General features: G+C 42.9%; 19 protein-coding genes and 5 tRNA genes. All 24 read left to right on the forward strand.

Annotation, left to right across the window (positions count from 1 at the left end; translation table 11 throughout):
* Positions 1–32 precede the first annotated feature (32 nt).
* On the forward strand, positions 33–593 hold the full coding sequence (gene pth / locus CKK33_RS07595) for an aminoacyl-tRNA hydrolase (RefSeq protein WP_095705784.1): 561 nt from the start codon (positions 33–35) through the stop codon (positions 591–593).
* A 90-nt stretch (positions 594–683) separates the two neighbouring features.
* The gene (locus CKK33_RS07600) at positions 684–3,071 is read left to right on the forward strand and encodes an outer membrane beta-barrel family protein (RefSeq protein WP_095703529.1); all 2,388 of its coding nucleotides are present in this window, start codon (positions 684–686) and stop codon (positions 3,069–3,071) included.
* 12 nt (positions 3,072–3,083) lie between these two features.
* Positions 3,084–3,428 (forward strand): Spx/MgsR family RNA polymerase-binding regulatory protein, encoded by a 345-nt coding sequence (locus CKK33_RS07605; RefSeq protein ID WP_095703530.1) that lies wholly within the window; start codon positions 3,084–3,086, stop codon positions 3,426–3,428.
* Positions 3,429–3,553: 125 nt separating this feature from the next.
* Positions 3,554–5,506: a M1 family metallopeptidase gene (locus tag CKK33_RS07610; RefSeq protein WP_095703531.1), complete on the forward strand. Its 1,953-nt coding sequence runs from the start codon at positions 3,554–3,556 to the stop codon at positions 5,504–5,506.
* 108 nt (positions 5,507–5,614) lie between these two features.
* Complete coding sequence (locus CKK33_RS07615) at positions 5,615–6,298, forward strand: hypothetical protein (protein ID WP_095703532.1); 684 nt, start codon at positions 5,615–5,617, stop codon at positions 6,296–6,298.
* A 105-nt stretch (positions 6,299–6,403) separates the two neighbouring features.
* Positions 6,404–6,595 carry a 30S ribosomal protein S21 gene (rpsU, locus tag CKK33_RS07620; RefSeq protein WP_095703533.1) on the forward strand — a complete coding sequence of 64 codons (192 nt, stop codon included), beginning with the start codon at positions 6,404–6,406 and terminating at the stop codon, positions 6,593–6,595.
* 92 nt (positions 6,596–6,687) lie between these two features.
* Positions 6,688–7,587 (forward strand): tyrosine-type recombinase/integrase, encoded by a 900-nt coding sequence (locus CKK33_RS07625; protein WP_095703534.1) that lies wholly within the window; start codon positions 6,688–6,690, stop codon positions 7,585–7,587.
* A 12-nt stretch (positions 7,588–7,599) separates the two neighbouring features.
* Entirely contained in the window at positions 7,600–7,947 is a 348-nt protein-coding gene (gene hpf / locus CKK33_RS07630; protein ID WP_095703535.1) for a ribosome hibernation-promoting factor, HPF/YfiA family, read from the forward strand.
* A 248-nt stretch (positions 7,948–8,195) separates the two neighbouring features.
* Positions 8,196–8,268 (forward strand) — tRNA-Thr (locus tag CKK33_RS07640).
* Positions 8,269–8,333: 65 nt separating this feature from the next.
* A tRNA-Tyr gene (locus tag CKK33_RS07645) sits at positions 8,334–8,414 on the forward strand.
* Positions 8,415–8,494: 80 nt separating this feature from the next.
* Positions 8,495–8,567 (forward strand) — tRNA-Gly (locus tag CKK33_RS07650).
* A 93-nt stretch (positions 8,568–8,660) separates the two neighbouring features.
* Positions 8,661–8,732, forward strand: a tRNA-Thr gene (locus CKK33_RS07655).
* Between the two features lie 57 nt (positions 8,733–8,789).
* Positions 8,790–9,977 (forward strand): elongation factor Tu, encoded by a 1,188-nt coding sequence (gene tuf, locus CKK33_RS07660; RefSeq protein WP_095703537.1) that lies wholly within the window; start codon positions 8,790–8,792, stop codon positions 9,975–9,977.
* A gap of 128 nt (positions 9,978–10,105) precedes the next feature.
* Positions 10,106–10,176 (forward strand) — tRNA-Trp (locus CKK33_RS07665).
* A gap of 18 nt (positions 10,177–10,194) precedes the next feature.
* Positions 10,195–10,389 (forward strand): preprotein translocase subunit SecE, encoded by a 195-nt coding sequence (secE, locus tag CKK33_RS07670; RefSeq protein WP_095703538.1) that lies wholly within the window; start codon positions 10,195–10,197, stop codon positions 10,387–10,389.
* 15 nt (positions 10,390–10,404) lie between these two features.
* A complete protein-coding gene (gene nusG / locus CKK33_RS07675; RefSeq protein WP_095703539.1) occupies positions 10,405–10,947 on the forward strand; it encodes a transcription termination/antitermination protein NusG in 543 nt (180 codons plus the stop codon).
* 178 nt (positions 10,948–11,125) lie between these two features.
* The gene (rplK, locus tag CKK33_RS07680) at positions 11,126–11,569 is read left to right on the forward strand and encodes a 50S ribosomal protein L11 (protein ID WP_095703540.1); all 444 of its coding nucleotides are present in this window, start codon (positions 11,126–11,128) and stop codon (positions 11,567–11,569) included.
* 23 nt (positions 11,570–11,592) lie between these two features.
* Complete coding sequence (gene rplA / locus CKK33_RS07685; RefSeq protein WP_095703541.1) at positions 11,593–12,291, forward strand: 50S ribosomal protein L1; 699 nt, start codon at positions 11,593–11,595, stop codon at positions 12,289–12,291.
* 2 nt (positions 12,292–12,293) lie between these two features.
* Positions 12,294–12,812: a 50S ribosomal protein L10 gene (rplJ, locus tag CKK33_RS07690; RefSeq protein ID WP_095703542.1), complete on the forward strand. Its 519-nt coding sequence runs from the start codon at positions 12,294–12,296 to the stop codon at positions 12,810–12,812.
* A gap of 66 nt (positions 12,813–12,878) precedes the next feature.
* Positions 12,879–13,262: a 50S ribosomal protein L7/L12 gene (gene rplL / locus CKK33_RS07695; RefSeq protein ID WP_095703543.1), complete on the forward strand. Its 384-nt coding sequence runs from the start codon at positions 12,879–12,881 to the stop codon at positions 13,260–13,262.
* A 192-nt stretch (positions 13,263–13,454) separates the two neighbouring features.
* A complete protein-coding gene (rpoB, locus tag CKK33_RS07700; RefSeq protein ID WP_095703544.1) occupies positions 13,455–17,258 on the forward strand; it encodes a DNA-directed RNA polymerase subunit beta in 3,804 nt (1,267 codons plus the stop codon).
* Between the two features lie 120 nt (positions 17,259–17,378).
* Positions 17,379–21,668: a DNA-directed RNA polymerase subunit beta' gene (rpoC, locus tag CKK33_RS07705; RefSeq protein ID WP_095703545.1), complete on the forward strand. Its 4,290-nt coding sequence runs from the start codon at positions 17,379–17,381 to the stop codon at positions 21,666–21,668.
* A gap of 67 nt (positions 21,669–21,735) precedes the next feature.
* The gene (locus CKK33_RS07710) at positions 21,736–22,047 is read left to right on the forward strand and encodes a DUF3467 domain-containing protein (protein ID WP_095705785.1); all 312 of its coding nucleotides are present in this window, start codon (positions 21,736–21,738) and stop codon (positions 22,045–22,047) included.
* Between the two features lie 109 nt (positions 22,048–22,156).
* Positions 22,157–23,089 carry a GDP-L-fucose synthase gene (locus CKK33_RS07715; RefSeq protein WP_095705786.1) on the forward strand — a complete coding sequence of 311 codons (933 nt, stop codon included), beginning with the start codon at positions 22,157–22,159 and terminating at the stop codon, positions 23,087–23,089.

Below are 23,089 nucleotides of genomic sequence, written 5' to 3' on the forward strand. Positions count from 1 at the left end.
AAGCAGCTCCCGTTAACAGGAGCCAGGGGAGTATGAAATACTTAGTAGTTGGTTTGGGCAATATCGGGCCCGAATATGCCGATACCCGGCATAATATCGGTTTTATGGTGCTGGATGAATACGCCAGGCAGGAAAACGCTAAATTTTATAACATGCGCCTGGCTTATTACACGGAAGTAAACCATAAGGGCCGTACTCTGCACCTAATAAAACCCACTACATATATGAACCTGAGTGGTAAAGCCCTTAACCATTGGATGAAGGAGCTGAAAGTACCGCTGCAAAATGTGCTGGTGATAGTAGATGACCTGGCCTTGCCGCTTGGTACGCTGCGCCTCAAACCTAAAGGGAGTGCTGCCGGGCATAACGGTTTAAAAAATATTGAAGCGGTTTTGGGTACCAATGAATATGCGCGACTGCGTTTCGGCATTAGTGATAACTTCCCGAAAGGCCGGCAGGTAGACTATGTGCTGAGTGGGTTTGATGATGCCGAGAAACCCGAGTTACCCGCGCTTATTGATCGTTCTATAGAAATGGTAAAAAGCTTTGCCACCATAGGTACCGAGCTTACCATGACTAAGTTTAACAAGTAGCGTTTTTGTTACAATATAAATAGTAGTAATAACAATAGCTTTGGTGCAACAGACGCATGCCAGTTTGCGTCTTATCACCTAAACTATTAAATGAAAAAGCTCCTGCTGGTTGTGTTAGGCTGTATGTGTTACATACTAAGCTTCGCGCAATCTTCTCCTCAAAATTTTACGGTAAAGGGTTTGGTAATTGATTCAGCAGCCAACAAGCCTTTAAGCTACGTTACCGTGGCTTTAACCGATGCAGGCAGCAATGCTCCGGTAAAAAGCATGCTTTCTAAAGATGATGGTACTTTTGAATTTGCCGGCCTGCCGCAAAAGCCTTACAAACTGGCTTTGGTTTACATGGGCTACGCAACAAAAGTTATCAGCATAGCAGGCGATAAAAAAATAACGGATGTTGGCAGGATATTGCTTGCGCCAACCCACAACCAGCTAAAGGAGGTTTCGGTGGTAGCAACCAAGCCGCTGATGAAACAGGAAGTTGACCGCCTCAGCTATGATGTACAGGCCGACCCGGAGGCAAAAACAGTTACCGCGCTGGATATGATCCGTAAAGTGCCACTACTATCAGTTGATGGCAGTGATAACATCAAGCTGCGCGGAAGCGGCAATTATAAGATACTGTTGAATGGTAAAGAGTCGGCACTGATGGCCCGCAACCCTTCTGATATCTTAAAGGCCATGCCGGGTACCAATATTGTTAAGATAGAAGTGATTACCACGCCGCCTGCCAAATACGATGCGGAGGGTTTAGCCGGTATTATAAATATTATCACACAAAAGAAAGGGGATGAGGGTTATAATGGCTCGGTAAACTTAAATTATAACAGTATCTGGGGCCCTCGTGCTAACATAAATCTTACCGTGAAAAAGGGAAAGTTTGGTATAAGCGGTTTTGCCGGTACCGGGCACAGGCCAAAACGCCCTACTGATTTTTACAACCAGACTGATTTCTTGCAGCAACCATCGTCTGTAATGCAAAATGGTAACCGTTATAGTACGGGTAATAATAATTATGTAAGTACCGAACTAAGTTTTGAAGCTGACAGCTTAAACCTGCTTACCGGCACGTTTAACTATTACCAGGGCTCCAACCAAAGCGGCTCAACCCAATATACCACAGAAACCAACGCGGGTATTGCCAACAGCTATACTACTATCAATAACGGGGAAGGTACCAATCGTGGTACCGACTTTGGCCTTAATTACCAGTTAGGTTTTAAGGCTAACAAAGAGCAGCTGCTTACAGCTTCGTACAAATACAGCGACAACTCCAGTAATTCACTCAATTTTGTGTCGCCGGGTAATACGGCCGATTTCAGGCAATCCAACAATGCAGGAGCCAGGGAGCATACCACGCAGTTGGACTATGTGCAGCCACTTAAAAAGCTGAATATTGAAGCCGGCGGAAAAATGATCAACCGGCAAAACTATAGTATGTTCCATACCGATATTAAGGATGCCTTAGGTAATTATACTAATAGCGGGCAAACTAATGATTTTGATTATCATCAGAATATTTATAGCGTATATAACTCATATACCCTCAAATTTACTAAATGGACCTTTAAAGCAGGTGCCAGGTACGAGCGTACGGCAATTGATGCCAATTTTACATCAACCAACACCAACCTCGACCAGTCATATAATAATGTAGTGCCATCCTTTTCTATGCAGCGTTCATTAAAGAACAGCAGCGTAACTTTTGGTTTTACACAGCGTATACAACGCCCGGGCATATATCAATTAAACCCATTTGTTGATAGTACCAACACCAAATTCATCAGTACCGGTAACCCGGCCCTGCGCCCTGCGGTAAACAATAACTTTGAACTTAGTTATGGCAACTTTGCCAAAGGATCATTAAATGTGAGCTTAAGCTACTCATTCGCTAACAACACTATTCAGAACCTTTCCAGCGTAAATGGTACGGTTACCACCACTACCTACGCCAATGTGGGTAAAAACAAAAACCTCGGGCTCGATGTAAGCTGGAATTATCCTATTACCCCTAAGTTTAACGTAAATGTTAATGCCGAGTTGCTACGAGTTTGGTTAAAGGGAACGTATAACAACGAATTTTTTACCAATAGCGGCTACCAGGGCCATGTGTTTACCAATAGCAGCTACAAATTTGATAATGGCTACAGGGTAGGGGTTAACGTAGGTTTCGACAGCCGGTATGTATTGCTGCAGGGTAAAGATAATTACTATCTGGGCTATGGCTTTAGCGCTTCTAAAGAGTTTTTAAATAAAAAGGCCAACATATGGCTCTATGCAAACGGCCCTTTCAGTAAGTATATAAAGCTTGATTTTTACACCCGTACCGATGCTTTTAGTAACTTTTCTTACAATTACCAAAACTTCAGGGCCATTGCCATTGGCTTCAATTATAAATTCGGCAAGCTAAGCTCTGAAATAAAAAAGAATAAGCGCGGAATAAATAATGACGATACATCAGGCGGCGCTAAAAATTAATATTTTAGCGGCATGAAGGTATACGGAATAACCAATTGCAATACAGTAAAAAAAGCGCTCGACTGGTTAAAGGCCAATCATGTAGCATATGAGTTTCATGATTTTAAAAAGCTGGGCGTTACCCCCGAAAAGTTAGAAGAATGGGATGCCAAGGCCGGGTATGAAAAATTCTTGAACAAGCATGGCCTCACCTGGAAACAGCTGGATTCGGCAGTGAAAGAAAGCATCAAGACCAAACAAGACGCACTTAAGTTACTGCAGGAGAAAACCAGCATGATCAAACGGCCGGTAATAGAGAAAAATGGCTTCCTTTTCTTTGGTTTTGATGAGCAGGTGTATGCGGAGCATTTAAAATAATCAAGGCAGGTTAATTCCCCATAAGCTTGCGAGGTAAATTACTTATTACACTTGTATTTTGGTAAGTTACACAAGGGTATATTGTGTATACTTGCTCTTTGTTTTTACTAAATCACTAAATAATTATGAAATTGAAACTCATTGCCGGTGGGATGCTGGCGGCACTGGCCTTTACCAATATGGCCAACGCTCAGGCACCTGTAAGCAACTACAATTATCACGACGCCTTCGCGCCATTTTTTTACACTAAAAATGGTTCTGAGTTTCGTGCGGCTGATGGGCAGCCGGGGCCGAAATACTGGCAAAACCGTGCTGATTACCAGTTAAATGCCAGGCTTAACGATCAAACCAACGAGGTAACAGGTTCAGAGGTATTAAATTATACCAACAACAGCCCCCAAAAGCTGGATTTTTTATGGATGCAGTTAGACCAAAACCTTTTTAAGCAAGGTTCTCGCGGTGAGGCTATCATCCCGCCATCAGGCAGCCGTAATGGAGGCCGTGGCGATCTTTCACAAGGTGGTTACACTATTAAATCTGTAAAACTGGTTGGTGGCCCCGAATTGAAATTTACCATCAACGATACCCGTATGCAGATATTTTTGCCACAGGGTGTAGCTCCAAATGGTGGCCAGATAAAATTGGCTATCGATTATTCTTTCATAGTGCCTCAATACGGTTCAGACCGTACCGGTATACAGGACACCAAGAACGGTAAAATATATACCGTGGCTCAATGGTACCCGCGCATGTATGTTTATGATGATGTACAGGGCTGGAACATGCTGCCTTACACCGGCCCAAGTGAATTTTACCTGGAGTATGGTGATTTTGATATTAATATCACCGCTCCGGCTAATCATATCGTATTCGCATCAGGCGAGTTGCTTAACCCGCAGGAAGTATATACTCCCGAGCAAATGAAGCGCTGGGCTGCTGCCGAAAAGAGCGAGCAAACGGTAATTATTCGTTCTGCCGATGAAGTAACCAACCCGGCATCGCGCCCGGCTGGTAAAAAAGAACTTACCTGGCGCTTTAGAATCAAGAACGCCCGCGATGCTTCGTGGGCATCATCCGCAGCGTTTATTGTTGACGCGGCTAAGATGGATCTGCCAAGCGGTAAGAAATCTACCGCTATATCTGCTTACCCTGTTGAGAGCAATGGTAATAATGCCTGGGGCCGCTCAACCGAGTATGTAAAGAAATCTATAGAATTTAATTCAAAAAAATGGTTTGAGTATCCTTATCCAGCCGCTACAGCCGTTGCCGGCGTGGTTGGTGGTATGGAGTACCCCGGCATCGTGTTCTGTAGCTGGAAATCTACCAAAGGCTCTCTTTGGGGAGTTAACGACCATGAGTTTGGCCATACCTGGTTCCCGATGATCGTAGGCTCAAACGAGCGCCTTTACGGCTGGATGGATGAGGGCTTTAATACCTTTATCAATACTTTAAGCACTGCCGATTTTAATAATGGCGAGTATGCCAATAAAAAAATGGATATGCAGAAAGTAGGCGCATATCTTACCCGCCCTGAACTGGAGCCGGTGATGAGCAACCCCGAGAACTTAAAGGAAATGAACAATGGTATATTGTTATACTTTAAACCGGGCATGGGCTTAACTATGCTGCGCGAAACCATTTTAGGTCCCGAGCGCTTTGATTATGCTTTCCGCACTTATGTTGCGCGCTGGGCTTTCAAACACCCTACACCTGACGACTTTTTCCGTACTATGGAAAATGTAGGCGGCGAAAGCCTGCAGTGGTTCTGGAGAGGCTGGTTTGTAAATAACTGGAGGCTGGATATAGGGGTGCGCGATGTGAAATACATTAACAACGACCCATCAAAAGGCGCGTTGATCACGCTGGATAACCTCGATAAAATGCCTTTCCCGGTTACGCTTGAAGTTAAAACCGTTAGCGGTAAAGTACAACGCTTAACCCTGCCGGTTGAGATATGGGAACGTAACAACAGCTTCATGGCTAAATTCCCGTCAACTGAGGAGATACAGTCAGTAACGGTTGACCCTGACAAAACCTCACCTGATTATAATACGGACAATAACGTTTGGAAGAAATAATAATATATATTAACCCGGCCTAAAAGCCGGGTTTTTTATTGCTTTTTACACATGCAGGCAAACCTTTGGGTTAAAACAAAGGTTTTAAATTTACTAATATCTTAAACCATGAAACGTCTGTTGCTGCTTGTTTACATCCTATCCGTTGCCTCTATTACAGCTATGGCACAAACCACCCTGAAAGGAACGGTTTATGAGGACGGCTCAAGTACCCGCCTTGGTAACGTATTCATCAGGGATAATAATACCCGCAAGGTTTCCATCACCGATAAAAAGGGGAATTTTGAAATAGAAACCGCTCCCGGGCATATCCTTATATTTAACTCTCCGGGTTACACGGCCGATACACTTTATGTAATTGATATGCGGCCAAAGCGTATTAACATGTCTACGCAGTTTATTAAGCTGAGCGAGGTGAACATCACAGCCAAACGGCCTGATTTTAACCCAAGAGCTGAGTATCCGGAGGTTTATGAAAAAAGTAAGGTATATGTTTTTTCGCCTTCTACATGGTTTAGCAAAGAAGGTAAACAAGCGCGCAGGTTAAAAAAATACTTCCAGACGGAGGCCGAGCAGCGGCAGATAGACCAGGCGTTTAGCCCGGCATACGTAGGTAGTATTGTCCCATTAAAGGGCAAGGACCTGGAAAACTTCATGACGATGTACAGGCCCGATTATAAATTTTTGAGAAGTAACAATCGCGAATCAATGGCGGCCTATATTAATGATAGTTACAAGAAGTTTATGGCATTACCACCGGATAAGCGTGCTCCGCAACCATTGAAACTGTAGGTTTTGAAGCGTATGTATCGCATGATAAAAAATATAAATTATTGTATTTCAGATTTAAAAGTTTTTCTCTACCTTTGACGTCCCTGAAAGGAGGTATTTGGGATTATGATCATTATCAACGTAAAAGACGGAGAATCATTAGATAAAGCATTAAAACGCTTTAAAAAGAAATTTGAGAAAACTGGTGTCTTAAGAGAGCTACGTAGTCGTCAGGCTTTTGAAAAGAAATCTGTTACTCGCAGGCATGTCGTTAAAAACGCCATCTACAAACAAGGTTTAAACCAGGAAACTGTTTAATTCTTTCTTTCGATAAAGAATTTTACAAATTTCTTGTCAGCATAAAAAAACTATTTGTACATTCAATTCACTTGGGTGTTCAAATAGTTTTTATGTTTTTAGAGCTTTTCATTAATCATATCCGGCACGAGAAGCGTTACTCGCAACATACGGTAACCGCTTATGAGCATGATCTGCAACAGTTCTTTCTGTATCTGAACCCTGAAGATGCTCCGCCGGCATTTCTGCAGCCAGCGGATATTACGCACCACCAGGTACGCGGCTGGATGGTGAGCCTCATAGACCAGCAAATGAGCCCCAGAACGGTTGGGCGCAAAATTGTTACTCTTCGCAAATATTTTAAGTTCTTACTTTCATTGGGCCGTGTTACCCAAAACCCTGCGGCCCGTGTGGTTGCGCCCAAGGTGCCCAAAATACTCCCGGTTGTTGTAGACAGCGATAGGCTAACAAATTTACTTGATAATAGTAAGCACCATTTTACAGATGATTTTAAGGGGCTGCGCGATAAGCTGGTGATAGAAATGCTTTTTGGTACCGGTATACGCCTCGCCGAATTACTGAATATAAAGGAAACCGATATTGATTTTTATCATAAGACCGTAAAGGTGCTGGGCAAGCGCAACAAGCAGCGCATTGTGCCCCTTAACGCCGAGCTGATCAGTTTGATAAAGCAGTACGGTGAGAAAAAGAAAAATCAAAATTTTGATAACAATTCTTTAACCTTGGTCGTTACAGATAAAGGAGCCGATGCTTATCCGAAGCTAATTTATTTAATAGTGCAGAAGTATCTTTCATATATCACCATTCAGGACAAAAGGAGCCCCCATATTCTGCGGCATACCTTTGCCACCACTTTATTAAATAATGGCGCCGACCTGAATGCCATAAAGGAATTACTTGGCCATGCCAGCCTTGCAGCAACTCAGGTATACACACACAATTCAGTTGAGCGATTAAAGTCTATTTATAAACAAGCCCATCCAAAGGCATAAAAAGGAGGAAAAATGAAAATCACCGTGCAATCTATTCACTTTACTGCAGACAGAAAATTGCTTGATTTTATTCAGAAGAAAGCTGATAAGCTGGAAACTTTTTTTGACCACATCATTAGTGGAGAAGTATATTTAAAGTTGGAAAACGTAGAAGATGAGGCTAATAAGATAACGGAAATTAAACTTTCGCTCCCGGGTGTGCAAATGTTTGCCAAAGAGCAGTGTAAGACCTTTGAAGAAGCTACCGACCTGGCGGTTGAGAGCCTTCGCAAACAAATTGAAAAGTATAAAACTAAAAAATCAATTGCGGCCGAAGCTGCGCGAAAAGCAGCCCTTGTTACGGAAGGCGATGATTTATAAGCATATATGAGGGCGAAAATTGAGCCCGGATCGGCAGGTGAATAGCCTGCCGATTTTTTTTGCAAAAATATTTTGCACAGGTTTATTTTTTTGTAGATTTGCAATCCCTTTCGGAGAGGTCTTAAACACATCTCTCAACATAAAAAGGGAATGGTTCTTTAAAAAGAAATACATAGCGCAAAAAAAAATATTTGCATCTCTAATAATGTTACAGCCGGAAACGGTGACGCGTTGTTAAAAACAAATAAGCCTCCTTAGCTCAGCTGGTAGAGCAACTGACTTGTAATCAGTAGGTCATTGGTTCGATCCCGATAGGAGGCTCTGTTTATTTCGGAGATATGTTGCTTAGCTTCCAATTGAGCAGTATAAATCCGAAATATAACAATGGGGAGATACCAGAGCGGTCAAATGGGACGGACTGTAAATCCGTTGCTTCGGCTACGAAGGTTCGAATCCTTCTCTCCCCACAAAATTCAGTATGCAGTTTCCGGTTTACAGTAAGCAGTTTAGCTGCCAACTGTTAACGGGGAACTGCTAACTGGTTTAAGCGGAAGTAGCTCAGTTGGTAGAGCGATAGCCTTCCAAGCTATAGGTCGCGAGTTCGAACCTCGTCTTCCGCTCTTGTTAAAGTGAGCAGTTGGCAATTAGCAGTTGGCGGTCGTTTTTTAAAGAACCGCAAACTGTGTATTACAAACTGCAAACCCAGCAAAAAAGCCGACGTAGCTCAGGGGTAGAGCACTTCCTTGGTAAGGAAGAGGTCATGGGTTCAAATCCCATTGTTGGCTCAAATACTTAACAGTATTATTTTTAAGAATAAATTAACCTACAAACAAAAATAAATCATGGCAAAAGAAAAGTTTGACCGCAGTAAGCCGCACTTAAACATCGGTACAATCGGTCACGTTGACCACGGTAAAACAACCCTTACCGCAGCTATCACCAAAGTATTAGCTGACGCAGGTTTATCAGAAGCTCGTTCATTTGATTCAATTGACTCTGCTCCTGAAGAAAAAGAACGTGGTATTACTATTAATACTGCTCACGTTGAGTACTCAACTGCAAACCGTCACTATGCGCACGTTGACTGCCCGGGCCACGCTGACTATGTGAAAAACATGGTTACTGGTGCTGCTCAGATGGATGGTGCTATCATTGTGGTTGCTGCTACTGATGGTCCTATGCCACAAACTCGCGAGCACATCCTGTTGGCTCGTCAGGTAGGTGTACCTGCACTTGTAGTGTTCATGAACAAAGTTGACATGGTTGACGACCCAGAGTTGTTAGAGCTTGTTGAAATGGAAGTTCGTGAGTTATTATCATTCTACGAGTTCCCTGGTGATGATATCCCTGTAATTCAAGGTTCAGCTCTTGGTGGCTTGAACGGCGATGCAAAATGGGTTGGTAAAATCATGGAGTTGATGGATGCCGTAGATAGCTACATCCCAATCCCTCCACGTTTGACTGATCTTCCTTTCCTTATGCCAGTTGAGGACGTATTCTCAATCACTGGTCGTGGTACTGTTGCTACCGGCCGTATTGAGCGTGGTGTTATCAACTCTGGTGAGCCGGTAGATATCCTGGGTATGGGTGCTGAGAACTTGAAATCAACCGTAACTGGTGTTGAGATGTTCCGCAAGATCCTTGACCGTGGCGAAGCTGGTGATAACGTAGGTTTATTGTTACGTGGTATTGAGAAAACTGATATCCGTCGTGGTATGGTTATCTGCAAACCAGGTTCAGTAACTCCTCACACTGACTTCAAAGCAGAAGTTTACGTATTATCAAAAGCAGAAGGTGGCCGTCACACTCCATTCTTCAACAAATACCGTCCGCAATTCTATTTCCGTACTACTGACGTAACAGGTGAAATTTCACTTGAACCAGGTGTAGAAATGGTTATGCCAGGTGATAACGTTACCATCACTGTAAAATTGATCAACGCTATCGCAATGGAAAAAGGTCTTCGTTTCGCTATCCGTGAGGGTGGTAGAACCGTAGGTGCTGGTCAGGTAACTGAAATATTAGCATAATCCAATACATACCCTTAAATGGGTATAGCTAACGGTTAATTTTTGTGTAAAGTACCGGGGCAAAGGTCTCGGTACTTTATTCACAATATGCAAAACATATAAATTTCTGGAAGCAGAAATTTACATACACGGGAATAGTTCAATGGTAGAATAGAGGTCTCCAAAACCTTTGATCAGGGTTCGAATCCTTGTTCCCGTGCTTTAAGCGAATAATAAAATGGCAGGCGTAGCTGAATATATTAAAGAATCATACATCGAGTTGACCGAGAAGGTAACCTGGCCAACCTGGAGAGAGTTGCAGAACAGCGCCGTTTTGGTACTGGTTGCAGCCCTGATCATTGCTCTTCTTATTTTCGGTATGGATCAGATAATTGGCTATTTGCTTAAACAGTTTTATACTTCACTAACCTAATTTATACTAACATAGATGAGTGAGCAATTAAAATGGTACGTAGTTAGGGCAATTAGTGGTAAAGAAAAAAAGGTAAAGCAGTATATTGATGCAGAGGTAAACAGGTTAGGCATCAGCCACCTGGTACCACAGGTATTAATACCTACTGAAAAATATTACCAGATGCGCGATGGAAAGAAGATCGCTAAAGAGCGTAACTACTTTCCGGGATATGTATTAATGGAAGCAGCGTTGGATGGTGAGCTTGAGCACGTTATCAAGAACATCAACAGCGTTATTGGCTTTTTAGGCGATAAGGCCGGCAATGCTATCCCGCTTCGCCAGGCAGAAGTTAATCGTATCTTAGGTAAGGTTGACGAAATGACCACCCAGGCCGAAACCATGAACGTACCTTACTATGTAGGCGAGAACGTAAAGGTTATGGATGGTCCATTCAACGGTTTCAGTGGTGTTATTGAAGAGGTGAACGAAGAGAAAAAGAAACTGAAAGTAATGGTAAAGATATTCGGGCGCCGTACGCCGCTTGAATTGAATTACATGCAGGTAGAGAAAGAATAGAGATTAGTTATTAGTGATCAGAGATTAGTTCTCTTCATCATAATTAATTCAAAAATATAAATAAGAGAGTGATTGTACTGATTAACTGATCACTGGTTAACCAATCACTACTCACAAAATCTTAAATGTTACTTAGCTTCCACTTACTAACATTGAGTTATAATAAAGTAAATTAAAAATGGCAAAAGAAGTCGGTGCGTTAGTAAAACTACAAGTAAAAGGCGGCGCTGCAAATCCATCTCCACCAATTGGCCCTGCACTGGGTGCCAAAGGTGTAAACATTATGGAGTTTTGCAAGCAGTTTAATGCACGTACCCAGGATCGTCCTGGTAAAGTGTTACCTGTGGTTATTACTGTGTATGTAGACAAGTCATTCGATTTTATCATCAAAACTCCACCGGTTGCTATTCAACTGTTGGAAGCAACTGGTTTAAAAAGCGGTTCGGCAGAACCTAACCGTAAAAAAGTTGCCAGCGTAAACTGGGAACAGGTTGAAACCATTGCAAAAGATAAAATGACTGATTTAAACGCTTTCACAGTAGAATCAGCCATGAAAATGGTGGCAGGTACTGCCCGCAGTATGGGAATCACCGTTAGCGGTACAGCTCCCTGGAATAATTAATTTATACAAATCAGTTTAAGACAGTGGCAAGATTAACAAAAAATCAAAAAGCGGCACTCTCCAAAATTGAGGCGAACAAAGCTTACACATTACAAGATGCATCTGCTTTGGTAAAGGAACTTACCAATACCAAGTTTGATTCATCAGTAGATATTGATGTACGTTTAGGTGTTGACCCACGTAAAGCCAATCAAATGGTACGTGGTATTGCAACCCTTCCTCATGGAACCGGTAAAACTGTACGCGTATTGGTGCTTTGTACTCCTGATAAGGAACAAGAAGCAAAAGACGCAGGCGCAGATTACGTAGGTTTGGATGATTATATTGCCAAGATTGAAGGCGGTTGGACTGATGTTGATATTATCATCACTATGCCAAGTGTTATGGCTAAAGTAGGACGTTTGGGCCGTATATTGGGTCCGCGTAACTTAATGCCTAACCCTAAATCGGGTACAGTTACTACAGAAGTAGGTAAAGCTGTAACTGACGTAAAAGGTGGTAAGATCGATTTCAAGGTTGATAAAACCGGTATCATCCACACTTCAATAGGAAAAGCATCTTTCTCTGCTGAAAAAATTTATGAGAATGCATTAGAAGTATTGCAAACCATCTCTAAATTAAAACCATCAGCAGCAAAGGGCACATATTTTAAGAGTATACATCTCTCTTCAACAATGTCGCCAGGTATTACAATTGAAACTAAATCAGTAGCGGGGATCTAATCATGAATAAAGAAGAAAAACACGACCTTGTTCTTGCCCTTACTGAGCAGATTAAAGAGTATGGTAATTTCTATATTACTGATACTGCTGATCTTACGGTTGCAAAAGTAAATAATATCCGCCGTCAGTGCTTTGAAAACGAGATCACTATGCAGGTAGCCAAAAACAGCTTGATCAAAAAAGCTATGGAAGCTGCAGGTGGCGAGTTTGACGCGATATACGATGTATTAAAAGGTTCTTCATCAATCCTTTTCTCTAAATCAGCAACAGCTCCGGCTAAGTTGATCAAGAAACTGAGAAAAACAGGTGATAAACCGGTTTTAAAAGCAGCTTATATCGATTCAGCAATTTTCATCGGAGACAATCAGTTAGATACCTTAACTAAGCTTAAATCTAAGGAACAACTGATAGGCGAGATCGTTGGCTTACTGCAATCACCGGCTAAGAACGTTGTTTCTGCTCTACAATCAGGCGGAAGCATTATTGCAGGTGTTGTAAAAACATTACAGGAAAGAGGTTAATCCAAACACCTTTAAAAGTTTGGACATTAAAAAACAAAGTATTTAAAAGTAAAAATTTAAAATAAAATGGCAGATTTAAAAGCCTTTGCTGAACAGTTAGTTAACTTAACAGTAAAAGAAGTAAACGAATTAGCTCAAATCTTAAAAGACGAGTATGGCATTGAGCCAGCTGCTGCAGCTGTTGCTGTTGCTGCTCCTGCAGGTGACGGTGGCGATGCTGCTCCTGCTGCTGCTGAGCAAACTGCATTTGATGTTATCCTGAAAGAAGCAGGTGGCCAGAAATTAGCAGTTGTTAAATTAGTAAAAGACTTAACTGGTCTTGGTCTTAAAGAAGCTAAAGATTTAGTAGACGGCGCTCCAAAAGAATTGAAAGCTGGCGTTTCTAAAGAAGAAGCTGAGTCTCTGAAAAAACAATTAGAGGAAGCCGGAGCAGTAGTTGAGGTTAAATAATTTAACCCTCCGCACACAATAGCATCAGACTCCGACCATTTTTGGTCGGGGTCTATTGCTGTTTATATACGTCCTTATATAAGAGGGTTGTGGTTTGTGGTTCATCCCTTCCCTTAAAATGCAGTAAACCAGGCTTCTGGGATACTTAAAAGCCGCATACAAACAGGTTTAATAAATTAAAATTATAACACCTTGGCAAACGATAATAACCAAAGAGTAAACTTTGCAACCAGCAGAAAGGTACTTGATTACCCTGACTTCCTGGATGTTCAGTTACAATCTTTCCAGGAATTTTTTCAATTAGAAACTACTTCAGATAACCGCTACAAAGAAGGGTTGTTTAAAGTGTTTGCAGAAAACTTTCCTATTTCAGATTCAAGGAACATCTTTGTTTTAGAGTTTCTTGACTATTTTATTGATCCGCCACGTTACGATATACGCGAGTGTATTGAGCGCGGATTAACTTACAGTGTGCCATTAAAAGCAAAGCTTCGCCTGAGCTGTAACGATGCAGAACACGAAGACTTTGAAACCATTGTACAGGATGTGTACTTGGGTACCATTCCTTACATGACGCCTAAGGGAACATTTGTGATCAATGGCGCCGAGCGTGTAATTGTATCGCAATTACACCGTTCGCCAGGTGTGTTCTTTGGCCAGAGCCGCCACACCAACGGTACCAAATTATACTCGGCCCGTGTTATACCTTTCAAAGGTTCATGGATTGAGTTTGCTACAGACGTTAACAACGTAATGTATGCTTACATTGACCGTAAAAAGAAATTCCCGGTTACCACGCTGCTTCGTGCTATTGGCTATGATTCTGATAAGGACATCTTAGAATTATTTGAGCTGGCCGATGAAGTGAAAGTAAGCAAATCAGGCCTGAAAAAATATATCGGCCGTAAGCTTGCTGCAAGGGTGCTTAAAAAATGGGTTGAAGATTTCGTGGATGAAGACACCGGCGAGGTGGTTTCAATTGACCGTAATGAGATCATCCTTGAGCGCGAAACCGTACTGGAAGACGACCATATTGACATGATCATTGATGCAGGTGTTAAAACCATTATCCTTAACAAGGAAGATGCGGCCACCAGCGGTGATTATACCATTATATATAACACTTTACAGAAAGATACTTCAAACTCAGAGAAAGAAGCGGTTGAGCATATCTACCGCCAGCTGCGTAATGCAGAACCACCTGATGAGGAAACCGCACGCGGTATTATTGACAGGTTGTTCTTCTCTGATAAACGATATGACCTGGGTGATGTGGGCCGTTACCGCATTAACCGTAAGCTTAAGCTGGATACCTCTGATGAAACTAAGGTATTAACCAAGCAGGATATCATCGCGATTGTTAAATACCTGATCAAACTCATCAACTCAAAAGCTGAGGTGGATGATATTGACCACTTATCAAACCGTCGTGTGCGTACCGTGGGCGAGCAGCTTTATGCTCAGTTTGGCGTAGGTTTAGCACGTATGGCACGTACCATCCGCGAGCGTATGAACATTCGTGATAACGAGGTGTTCACGCCAACTGACCTGATCAACGCACGTACACTGTCATCAGTGATCAACTCGTTCTTCGGTACCAACCAGCTATCACAGTTCATGGACCAAACCAATCCACTGGCAGAGATTACGCACAAGCGTCGTCTGTCAGCCCTTGGGCCAGGTGGTCTTTCACGTGAGCGTGCAGGTTTCGAGGTTCGTGACGTTCACTATACCCACTATGGTAGGTTGTGTACTATTGAAACACCAGAGGGACCTAACATCGGATTGATCTCTTCTTTGTGTGTACATGCTAAAATCAACAACTTAGGCTTTATTGAAACCCCGTACAAACGTGTGGTTGATGGTAAGGTACAGGTAGATGAGCCGGTTATTTACCTGTCTGCAGAAGATGAAGACGGTAAAACTATTGGCCAGGCTAATGCTGTATACAATGATAAAGGTGAGTTTGCTACCCCGCGTGTAAAAGCACGTTACGAGGGCGACTTCCCGGTAATTGAGCCTGAAAGACTGGATCTGATGGACATTGCGCCAAACCAGATCACCTCTATCGCGGCATCGTTGATTCCGTTTCTGGAGCATGATGATGCTAACCGTGCCTTGATGGGTTCAAACATGCAACGCCAGGCCGTTCCGCTTTTACGCCCTGAGGCGCCAATTGTAGGTACCGGTTTGGAAGGCCGTGTAGCAAAGGATTCACGTACATTGATCAATGCCGAAGGCGATGGTGTAGTAGAATATGTAGATGCTAACCAGATCACCATTAAATATGACCGTAACGACCTTGATCGTTTAACTTCATTTGATGGCGATAGCAAGACCTATCTGTTAACCAAGTTTAAAAAGACCAACCAAAGCACTACCATTAACCTTAAGCCTATTGTTAAGAAAGGCCAGAGGGTTGAAAAAGGACAAGTACTTTGCGAGGGTTACGCTACCCAGAATGGTGAGCTTGCACTTGGCCGTAACCTTAAAGTAGCTTTCATGCCTTGGCAGGGATATAACTTTGAGGATGCGATCGTGATCTCAGAGCGTGTAGTATCTCAGGATATCTTCACTTCAATACACGTTGAAGAGTTTGAGCTTGAAGTACGTGACACTAAACGTGGTGAAGAGGAATTGACACCGGATATTCCTAACGTTTCTGAAGAAGCCACCAAAGACCTTGACGAAGACGGTATTATTCGTGTAGGTGCCGAGGTTAAAGAAGGCGATATATTGATAGGTAAGATCACTCCGAAAGGCGAATCAGACCCATCACCGGAAGAAAAACTGTTGCGCGCCATATTTGGTGACAAGGCAGGCGACGTAAAAGACGCGTCATTAAAAACACCTCCGTCAATTGCAGGTGTGGTTATTGATACCAAACTTTTCAGCCGTGCTAAAAAGACCACCAAGTCTGAAGAGAAAGCACAACTGGAAAAACTGGATGCCAAGCACGAAAAAGCGGTTAGAGAACTTAAAGCTACTTTAGTTGATAAGTTATTTGAAATTGTTAACGGTAAAACCTCACAAGGCGTTTACAACGTTTACAAAGAGCTTTATGTAGCTAAAGGCGTTAAGTTTACCCAAAAAATACTGGCTGAACTTAACTACGAAAACATCAACCCAACTAAGTGGACAACTGATGATGATAAAAATGATCAGATAAAACTTCTGCTGCATAACTACAACATCAAGGTTAACGAAGAACTGGGTGCTTACCGCCGCGATAAGTTCGCGATAAGCGTGGGTGATGAGCTGCCATCAGGTATTGTACAGATGGCTAAAGTTTACATCGCTAAGAAACGTAAGCTTAAGGTAGGTGATAAAATGGCGGGCCGCCACGGTAACAAAGGTATTGTTGCACGTATTGTACGTGATGAGGATATGCCTTTCTTAGAAGACGGAACCCCGGTTGATATTGTGTTGAACCCGCTGGGTGTACCTTCACGTATGAACCTTGGCCAGATATACGAAACTGTATTAGGCTGGGCTGGTAAAGAGCTTGGTGTGAAATTCGCTACCCCTATTTTTGATGGTGCAAGCCACGAAGAGGTAGAGGAATGGATCAAGAAAGCAGGCTTACCGGAGTCGGGCCGTACATACCTTTACAACGGCTTAACCGGCGACCGCTTTGACCAGCAAACTACTGTAGGTATTATCTACATGCTTAAACTGGGCCACATGGTCGATGATAAGATGCACGCCCGTTCAATCGGTCCGTACTCACTTATCACACAACAGCCGCTGGGTGGTAAAGCACAGTTCGGTGGTCAGCGTTTTGGTGAGATGGAGGTTTGGGCATTAGAAGCATTCGGTGCAGCAAACATCCTGCAGGAGATATTGACCGTTAAGTCGGATGATGTTATCGGCCGTGCCAAAACATACGAAGCTATTGTTAAAGGCGAGAACCTGCCAACACCATCAGTTCCGGAATCATTCAACGTATTGGTTCACGAGCTAAGAGGTTTAGGTTTGGATATCACCTTGGAATAATATTGTTTTAAAGTTGTAAGGTTTGAATGTTGTAAGGTTAACACCACATCATTTGAGCCTTACAACATTTCAACTTTACAACGTTCCAACCTTTCAACAACATTAAAAAAAGAGGAGACTATGTCTTACAAAAAGGATAATAAAATCAAAAGTAACTTCACCACCATTACCATCAGTTTGGCCTCTCCGGAGTCTATCCTGGAACGTTCAAGCGGTGAGGTTTTAAAGCCGGAGACCATTAATTACCGTACTTACAAACCAGAGCGTGATGGTTTGTTCTGCGAGCGTATTTTTGGTCCGGTTAAAGATTATGAGTGCCATTGCGGTAAATACAAACGTATCCGTTACAAGGGTATCGTTTGTGACCGTTGCGGTGTTGAAGTAACCGAGAAAAAAGTACGTCGCGAGCGTATGGGCCACATTAACTTAGTGGTGCCGGTTGCACACATCTGGTATTTCCGCTCGTTACCAAACAAAATTGGTTACCTGCTGGGCTTGCCAACTAAAAAGCTCGACCTGATCATTTATTATGAAAGATATGTAGTTATACAGCCAGGTGTTAAAGAAGTTGACGGAATCTCTAAAATGGATTTCCTTACTGAAGAAGAATACCTGGATATCCTGGACACTTTACCAAAAGAGAACCAGTACCTGGATGACAAAGACCCACAAAAATTTGTGGCTAAAATGGGTGCCGAAGCGCTTGAGGAGTTATTGAAACGCATTAATTTAGATGAGCTTTCATACAACCTGCGTCACCAGGCAGCTAATGAAACTTCACAACAACGTAAAAACGAAGCGTTAAAACGCTTGCAGGTTGTTGAAGCTTTCCGTGGTTCAAAAACACGTATCGAGAATAACCCTGAATGGATGATCGTTAAGATCGTTCCGGTTATCCCTCCAGAATTACGCCCGTTAGTACCATTGGAAGGTGGCCGTTTCGCAACTTCAGATTTGAACGATCTTTACCGCCGTGTAATTATCCGTAACAACCGTTTAAAACGTTTGATCGAGATCAAAGCACCTGAGGTAATTTTACGTAACGAAAAACGTATGCTGCAGGAAGCTGTGGATTCGTTATTTGATAACTCACGTAAAGTTAACGCGGTTAAAACTGAGGGTAACCGTGCTTTGAAATCACTTTCAGACATCCTGAAAGGTAAACAAGGCCGTTTCCGTCAGAACCTTTTGGGTAAACGTGTCGACTACTCCGCACGTTCGGTAATTGTTGTAGGTCCTAACCTTAAACTGCATGAGTGCGGTTTACCAAAGGATATGGCTGCCGAGCTGTTTAAACCGTTTATCATCCGCAAAATGATTGAGCGTGGTGTGGTTAAAACAGTAAAATCTGCTAAAAAGATAGTTGACCGTAAAGATCCATTAGTTTGGGATATTTTAGAGAACGTACTTAAAGGCCACCCTGTGTTGCTAAACCGTGCGCCTACGCTGCACCGTTTGGGTATCCAGGCATTCCAGCCTAAACTGGTTGAAGGTAAAGCCATCCAGCTGCACCCGTTAACCTGTACCGCGTTCAACGCCGACTTTGACGGTGACCAGATGGCTGTGCACGTACCACTTGGTAACGCAGCAATTTTGGAAGCCCAGGTATTAATGTTGGCATCGCACAACATCCTTAACCCGGCAAATGGTACGCCAATTACAGTACCATCTCAGGACATGGTACTTGGTTTGTACTACATAACCAAAGGCCGTAAAACTGATGAAACCCGCGTGGTTAAAGGGCAAGGTTTAACTTTCTACTCTGCAGAAGAGGTGATCATCGCTTATAACGAGAAGAAAATTGACCTGCATGCCTTTATTAAAGTAAAAGGCCGTGTTAAAGAGCGCGATGGCAGCATCGTTACTAAATTGATTGAAACTACCGTAGGCCGCGTGTTATTTAACCAGCACGTACCGGAAGAGGTAGGTTACATAAACGAGTTGTTGACCAAGAAATCACTACGTGATATTATTGGTGAGGTAGTGAAAACTACCGGTATGGCACGTGCAGCACAGTTCTTGGATGATATCAAAGAATTAGGCTTCCAGATGGCATTCCGTGGTGGTCTTTCATTTAACCTTAAAGACATCAACATCCCTGAACAAAAAGTTAAACTGATCGACCAGGCTTCAAAAGAAGTTGAGGAAGTGATGAATAACTATAACATGGGTTTCATTACCAACAACGAGCGTTACAACCAGATCATCGATATCTGGACACGTATCAACAACCGCTTAACCGCGAACGTAATGGATATCCTCAGCAACGATAACCAGGGTTTCAACTCTGTTTACATGATGCTTGACTCAGGTGCCCGTGGTTCTAAAGAGCAGATCCGTCAGCTGGCAGGTATGCGTGGTTTGATGGCTAAGCCGCAAAAATCAGGCTCGGGTGGTGAGATCATTGAGAACCCTATCCTTTCAAACTTTAAAGAAGGTTTGTCAGTATTAGAGTATTTCATTTCTACTCACGGTGCGCGTAAAGGTTTGGCGGATACGGCGTTGAAAACAGCGGATGCTGGTTACTTAACCCGTCGTTTACATGACGTTGCACAGGATATGATCGTTGGTGAAGTTGATTGCGGTACACTGCGTGGTATCTATACAACTGCACTTAAAGATAATGAGGACATTGTTGAGCCGTTATATGACCGTATACTCGGCCGTACAACCCTGCATGATGTCCATGATCCTATTACCAATGAGCTAATAGTAGCTGCAGGTGATGATATCACTGAAGAGATCGCTAAGAAAATAGAGAACTCTCCGCTCGAAGGTGTAGAGATACGTTCTGTATTAACCTGCGAAAGCAAGCGTGGCGTGTGTTCACTGTGCTACGGCCGTAACCTTGCAAGCGGTAAACGTGTGCAAATGGGCGAGGCTGTAGGTGTAATTGCTGCACAGTCTATCGGTGAGCCGGGTACACAGTTAACACTTCGTACCTTCCACGTGGGTGGTACTGCGTCAAACATCGCGGCTGAATCACAGATCAACGCTAAATTTGATGGTATCATCGAGTTTGAAAACGTACGTACCGTTACTTATGAAACTGCCGAAGACGGCGCTGTTGATGTGGTATTAGGCCGTTCTGGTGAGTTCCGCATTATAGAGCCGGGCACTAACAAAGTAATTGTTACCAATAACATCCCTTACGGTTCATACCTGTACATTAAAGACGGTGCAACTGTTACTAAAGGCGACCGTATCTGTTCATGGGATCCGTACAACGCGGTAATCATCTCTGAGTTTGCAGGTATCGCTCAGTTCGAGTCGGTACTGGAAGGTGTAACTTTCCGTGAGGAGAGCGACGAGCAAACCGGTCACCGCGAGAAAGTAATTATCGATACCAGGGACAAAACTAAAAACCCTGCTATCCAGATAGTTGATAATAAAGGTAATGTTGTTAAAGGTTACAACATCCCGGTAGGTGCCCACATCTCTGTTGATGAAGGTGATAAACTGCAGACCGGACAAGTTATTGCTAAAATTCCTCGTTCAACCGGTAAAACGCGAGATATTACAGGTGGTCTTCCACGTGTAACCGAGTTATTTGAAGCACGTAACCCATCTAACCCTGCGGTAGTAACCGAGATTGATGGTGTGGTAACTTTAGGTGGTGTAAAACGTGGTAACCGCGAGATCACCATTGAAAGTAAAGACGGACAGGTTAAAAAGTACCTGGTACCACTTTCAAAACACATCCTTGTACAGGATAACGACTTTGTTAAAGCTGGTATGCCATTGTCTGATGGTTCAATCTCTCCGGCAGATATCCTTGCAATTAAAGGCCCTGCTGCCGTGCAAGAGTACCTGGTTAACGGTATACAAGAGGTTTACCGCTTACAGGGTGTGAAGATCAACGATAAACACTTTGAGGTTATCGTTCACCAGATGATGCAGAAAGTAGCTATTGAGGATGCAGGTGATACCCGTTTCCTTGAAAGAGAAGCTGTTGATAGCTGGGATTTCATGATGGAGAACGACGAGATCTACGACAAGAAAGTTGTTGTTGAGCCGGGTGATTCTACCAACCTGAAAGCCGGTCAGATCATTTCATTGCGTAAACTGAGAGACGAAAACTCAATGTTAAAACGTCGTGATATGAAATTGGTTGAGGTAAGGGACGCCATTCCTGCGACTTCAAGCCCAATGCTGCAAGGTATTACAAGGGCTTCATTAGGTACTAAGTCTTTCATCTCTGCGGCATCGTTCCAGGAAACAACTAAAGTACTGAACGAAGCAGCTATCGCCGGTAAACGTGATAATATGCTTGGTTTGAAAGAGAACGTTATCGTTGGTCACTTAATTCCTTCTGGTACCGGTATGCGCGATTATGAAAATATCCGCGTGGGTTCTCAGGAAGAATTTGATCGCCTGATGGCATCAAAAACTGAAGAAGTGGAAGCTTAATCAGGTTTTTTTGAATATTTTTGCAAAGCCTTCTATGAAAATGGAAGGCTTTGCTATTTTTACTACTATGGAAGAACAGAATAACAACCAGCTGAATATTGAGCTTACAGAAGATGTGGCTGAAGGAGTTTACGCTAATCTGGCCATTATAACTCATTCCAGTTCAGAGTTCGTGCTTGATTTTATCAGAGTAATGCCCGGTGTTCCCAAAGCGCGGGTAAAATCACGTGTAGTACTTACGCCCGAACATGCAAAAAGGCTCCTTTCTGCGCTTGAAGATAATATTGAAAAATATGAGGAAGCGCACGGCCGCATTAAAATACAAAACGACCCACCCGCGTTCCCACTAAATTTTGGTGGTACCATGGGGCAGGCGTAGTTAGTTGATTAAGTGATTGGTTAATTAGTTGATTAGGTTTGTCTTCGCGCAGAAGTTATGGTGCGGCTACCTAATGACTCAATGACTCAATGACTCAATGACCAATCAAATGAACAAAGATTCAAAAATATATATAGCAGGCCATCGGGGAATGGTGGGTTCGGCCATTATGCGTAAACTGCAACAGGAGGGCTATACCAACCTGATTACGCGTACCTCGGCAGAGCTTGACCTTCGCGACCAAAATGCTGTTACCAATTTCTTTTCTGCCGAAAAGCCCGAATATGTTTTTTTGGCTGCTGCCAAAGTTGGTGGTATTGTAGCCAATAATACTTACCGTGCGGAATTCCTTTACGATAACTTACAGATACAGAATAATATCATTCATTCATCGCATGTATATGGGGTTAAAAAGCTGATGTTCCTGGGGTCGAGCTGTATCTACCCTAAAATGGCACCCCAGCCATTAAAGGAAGATGCCTTACTGACGGGTTTACTTGAGCCAACCAATGAACCCTATGCCATTGCCAAAATTGCCGGAATAAAAATGTGCGACGCATACCGTGCGCAGTATGGTTGTAACTATATTTCGGTAATGCCTACCAATTTATACGGCTATAATGATAATTATCACCCTCAAAACTCCCATGTGCTGCCGGCGCTCATAAGGCGTTTCCATGAAGCAAAGGAGCAGGGAGCACCAAGTGTAACTATTTGGGGCAGCGGTTCGCCACTAAGGGAGTTTTTATTTGCCGATGACCTGGCCGAAGCTTGTTACTACTTAATGCAGCATTACGATGAAGCTGGTTTCATCAATATTGGCAGCGGAAAGGAAATTTCTATAAAGGATTTGGCGCTGCTAATTAAAGATATTGTAGGCTATAGTGGCAATATTGAATTTGACGCCTCAAAGCCTGATGGTACGCCCCGGAAACTGATGGATGTATCAAAACTGGCTGAAAAAGGTTGGACTTATAAAACAGAACTAAAAGAGGGTATTCAGCTGGCTTATGCCGATTTTTTAAATAAGCACAAAGGGTAA

This window comes from Mucilaginibacter sp. MD40 (assembly GCF_002288635.1).
Classification (GTDB): Bacteria; Bacteroidota; Bacteroidia; order Sphingobacteriales; family Sphingobacteriaceae; genus Mucilaginibacter.

What these genes read in the sequence shown, in the direction of transcription:
- rplL (WP_095703543.1), top strand. Translation starts at nt 12,879, where the DNA reads ATGGCAGATTTAAAAGCCTTTGCTGAACAGTTAGTTAACTTAACAGTA.
- secE (WP_095703538.1), top strand. Translation starts at nt 10,195, where the DNA reads ATGGCAGGCGTAGCTGAATATATTAAAGAATCATACATCGAGTTGACC.
- CKK33_RS07710 (WP_095705785.1), top strand. Translation starts at nt 21,736, where the DNA reads ATGGAAGAACAGAATAACAACCAGCTGAATATTGAGCTTACAGAAGAT.
- CKK33_RS07625 (WP_095703534.1), top strand. Translation starts at nt 6,688, where the DNA reads ATGTTTTTAGAGCTTTTCATTAATCATATCCGGCACGAGAAGCGTTAC.
- rplK (WP_095703540.1), top strand. Translation starts at nt 11,126, where the DNA reads ATGGCAAAAGAAGTCGGTGCGTTAGTAAAACTACAAGTAAAAGGCGGC.
- CKK33_RS07610 (WP_095703531.1), top strand. Translation starts at nt 3,554, where the DNA reads ATGAAATTGAAACTCATTGCCGGTGGGATGCTGGCGGCACTGGCCTTT.
- rpsU (WP_095703533.1), top strand. Translation starts at nt 6,404, where the DNA reads ATGATCATTATCAACGTAAAAGACGGAGAATCATTAGATAAAGCATTA.
- CKK33_RS07605 (WP_095703530.1), top strand. Translation starts at nt 3,084, where the DNA reads ATGAAGGTATACGGAATAACCAATTGCAATACAGTAAAAAAAGCGCTC.
- nusG (WP_095703539.1), top strand. Translation starts at nt 10,405, where the DNA reads ATGAGTGAGCAATTAAAATGGTACGTAGTTAGGGCAATTAGTGGTAAA.
- CKK33_RS07600 (WP_095703529.1), top strand. Translation starts at nt 684, where the DNA reads ATGAAAAAGCTCCTGCTGGTTGTGTTAGGCTGTATGTGTTACATACTA.
- CKK33_RS07715 (WP_095705786.1), top strand. Translation starts at nt 22,157, where the DNA reads ATGAACAAAGATTCAAAAATATATATAGCAGGCCATCGGGGAATGGTG.
- pth (WP_095705784.1), top strand. Translation starts at nt 33, where the DNA reads ATGAAATACTTAGTAGTTGGTTTGGGCAATATCGGGCCCGAATATGCC.
- tuf (WP_095703537.1), top strand. Translation starts at nt 8,790, where the DNA reads ATGGCAAAAGAAAAGTTTGACCGCAGTAAGCCGCACTTAAACATCGGT.
- CKK33_RS07615 (WP_095703532.1), top strand. Translation starts at nt 5,615, where the DNA reads ATGAAACGTCTGTTGCTGCTTGTTTACATCCTATCCGTTGCCTCTATT.
- rpoC (WP_095703545.1), top strand. Translation starts at nt 17,379, where the DNA reads ATGTCTTACAAAAAGGATAATAAAATCAAAAGTAACTTCACCACCATT.
- rplJ (WP_095703542.1), top strand. Translation starts at nt 12,294, where the DNA reads ATGAATAAAGAAGAAAAACACGACCTTGTTCTTGCCCTTACTGAGCAG.
- hpf (WP_095703535.1), top strand. Translation starts at nt 7,600, where the DNA reads ATGAAAATCACCGTGCAATCTATTCACTTTACTGCAGACAGAAAATTG.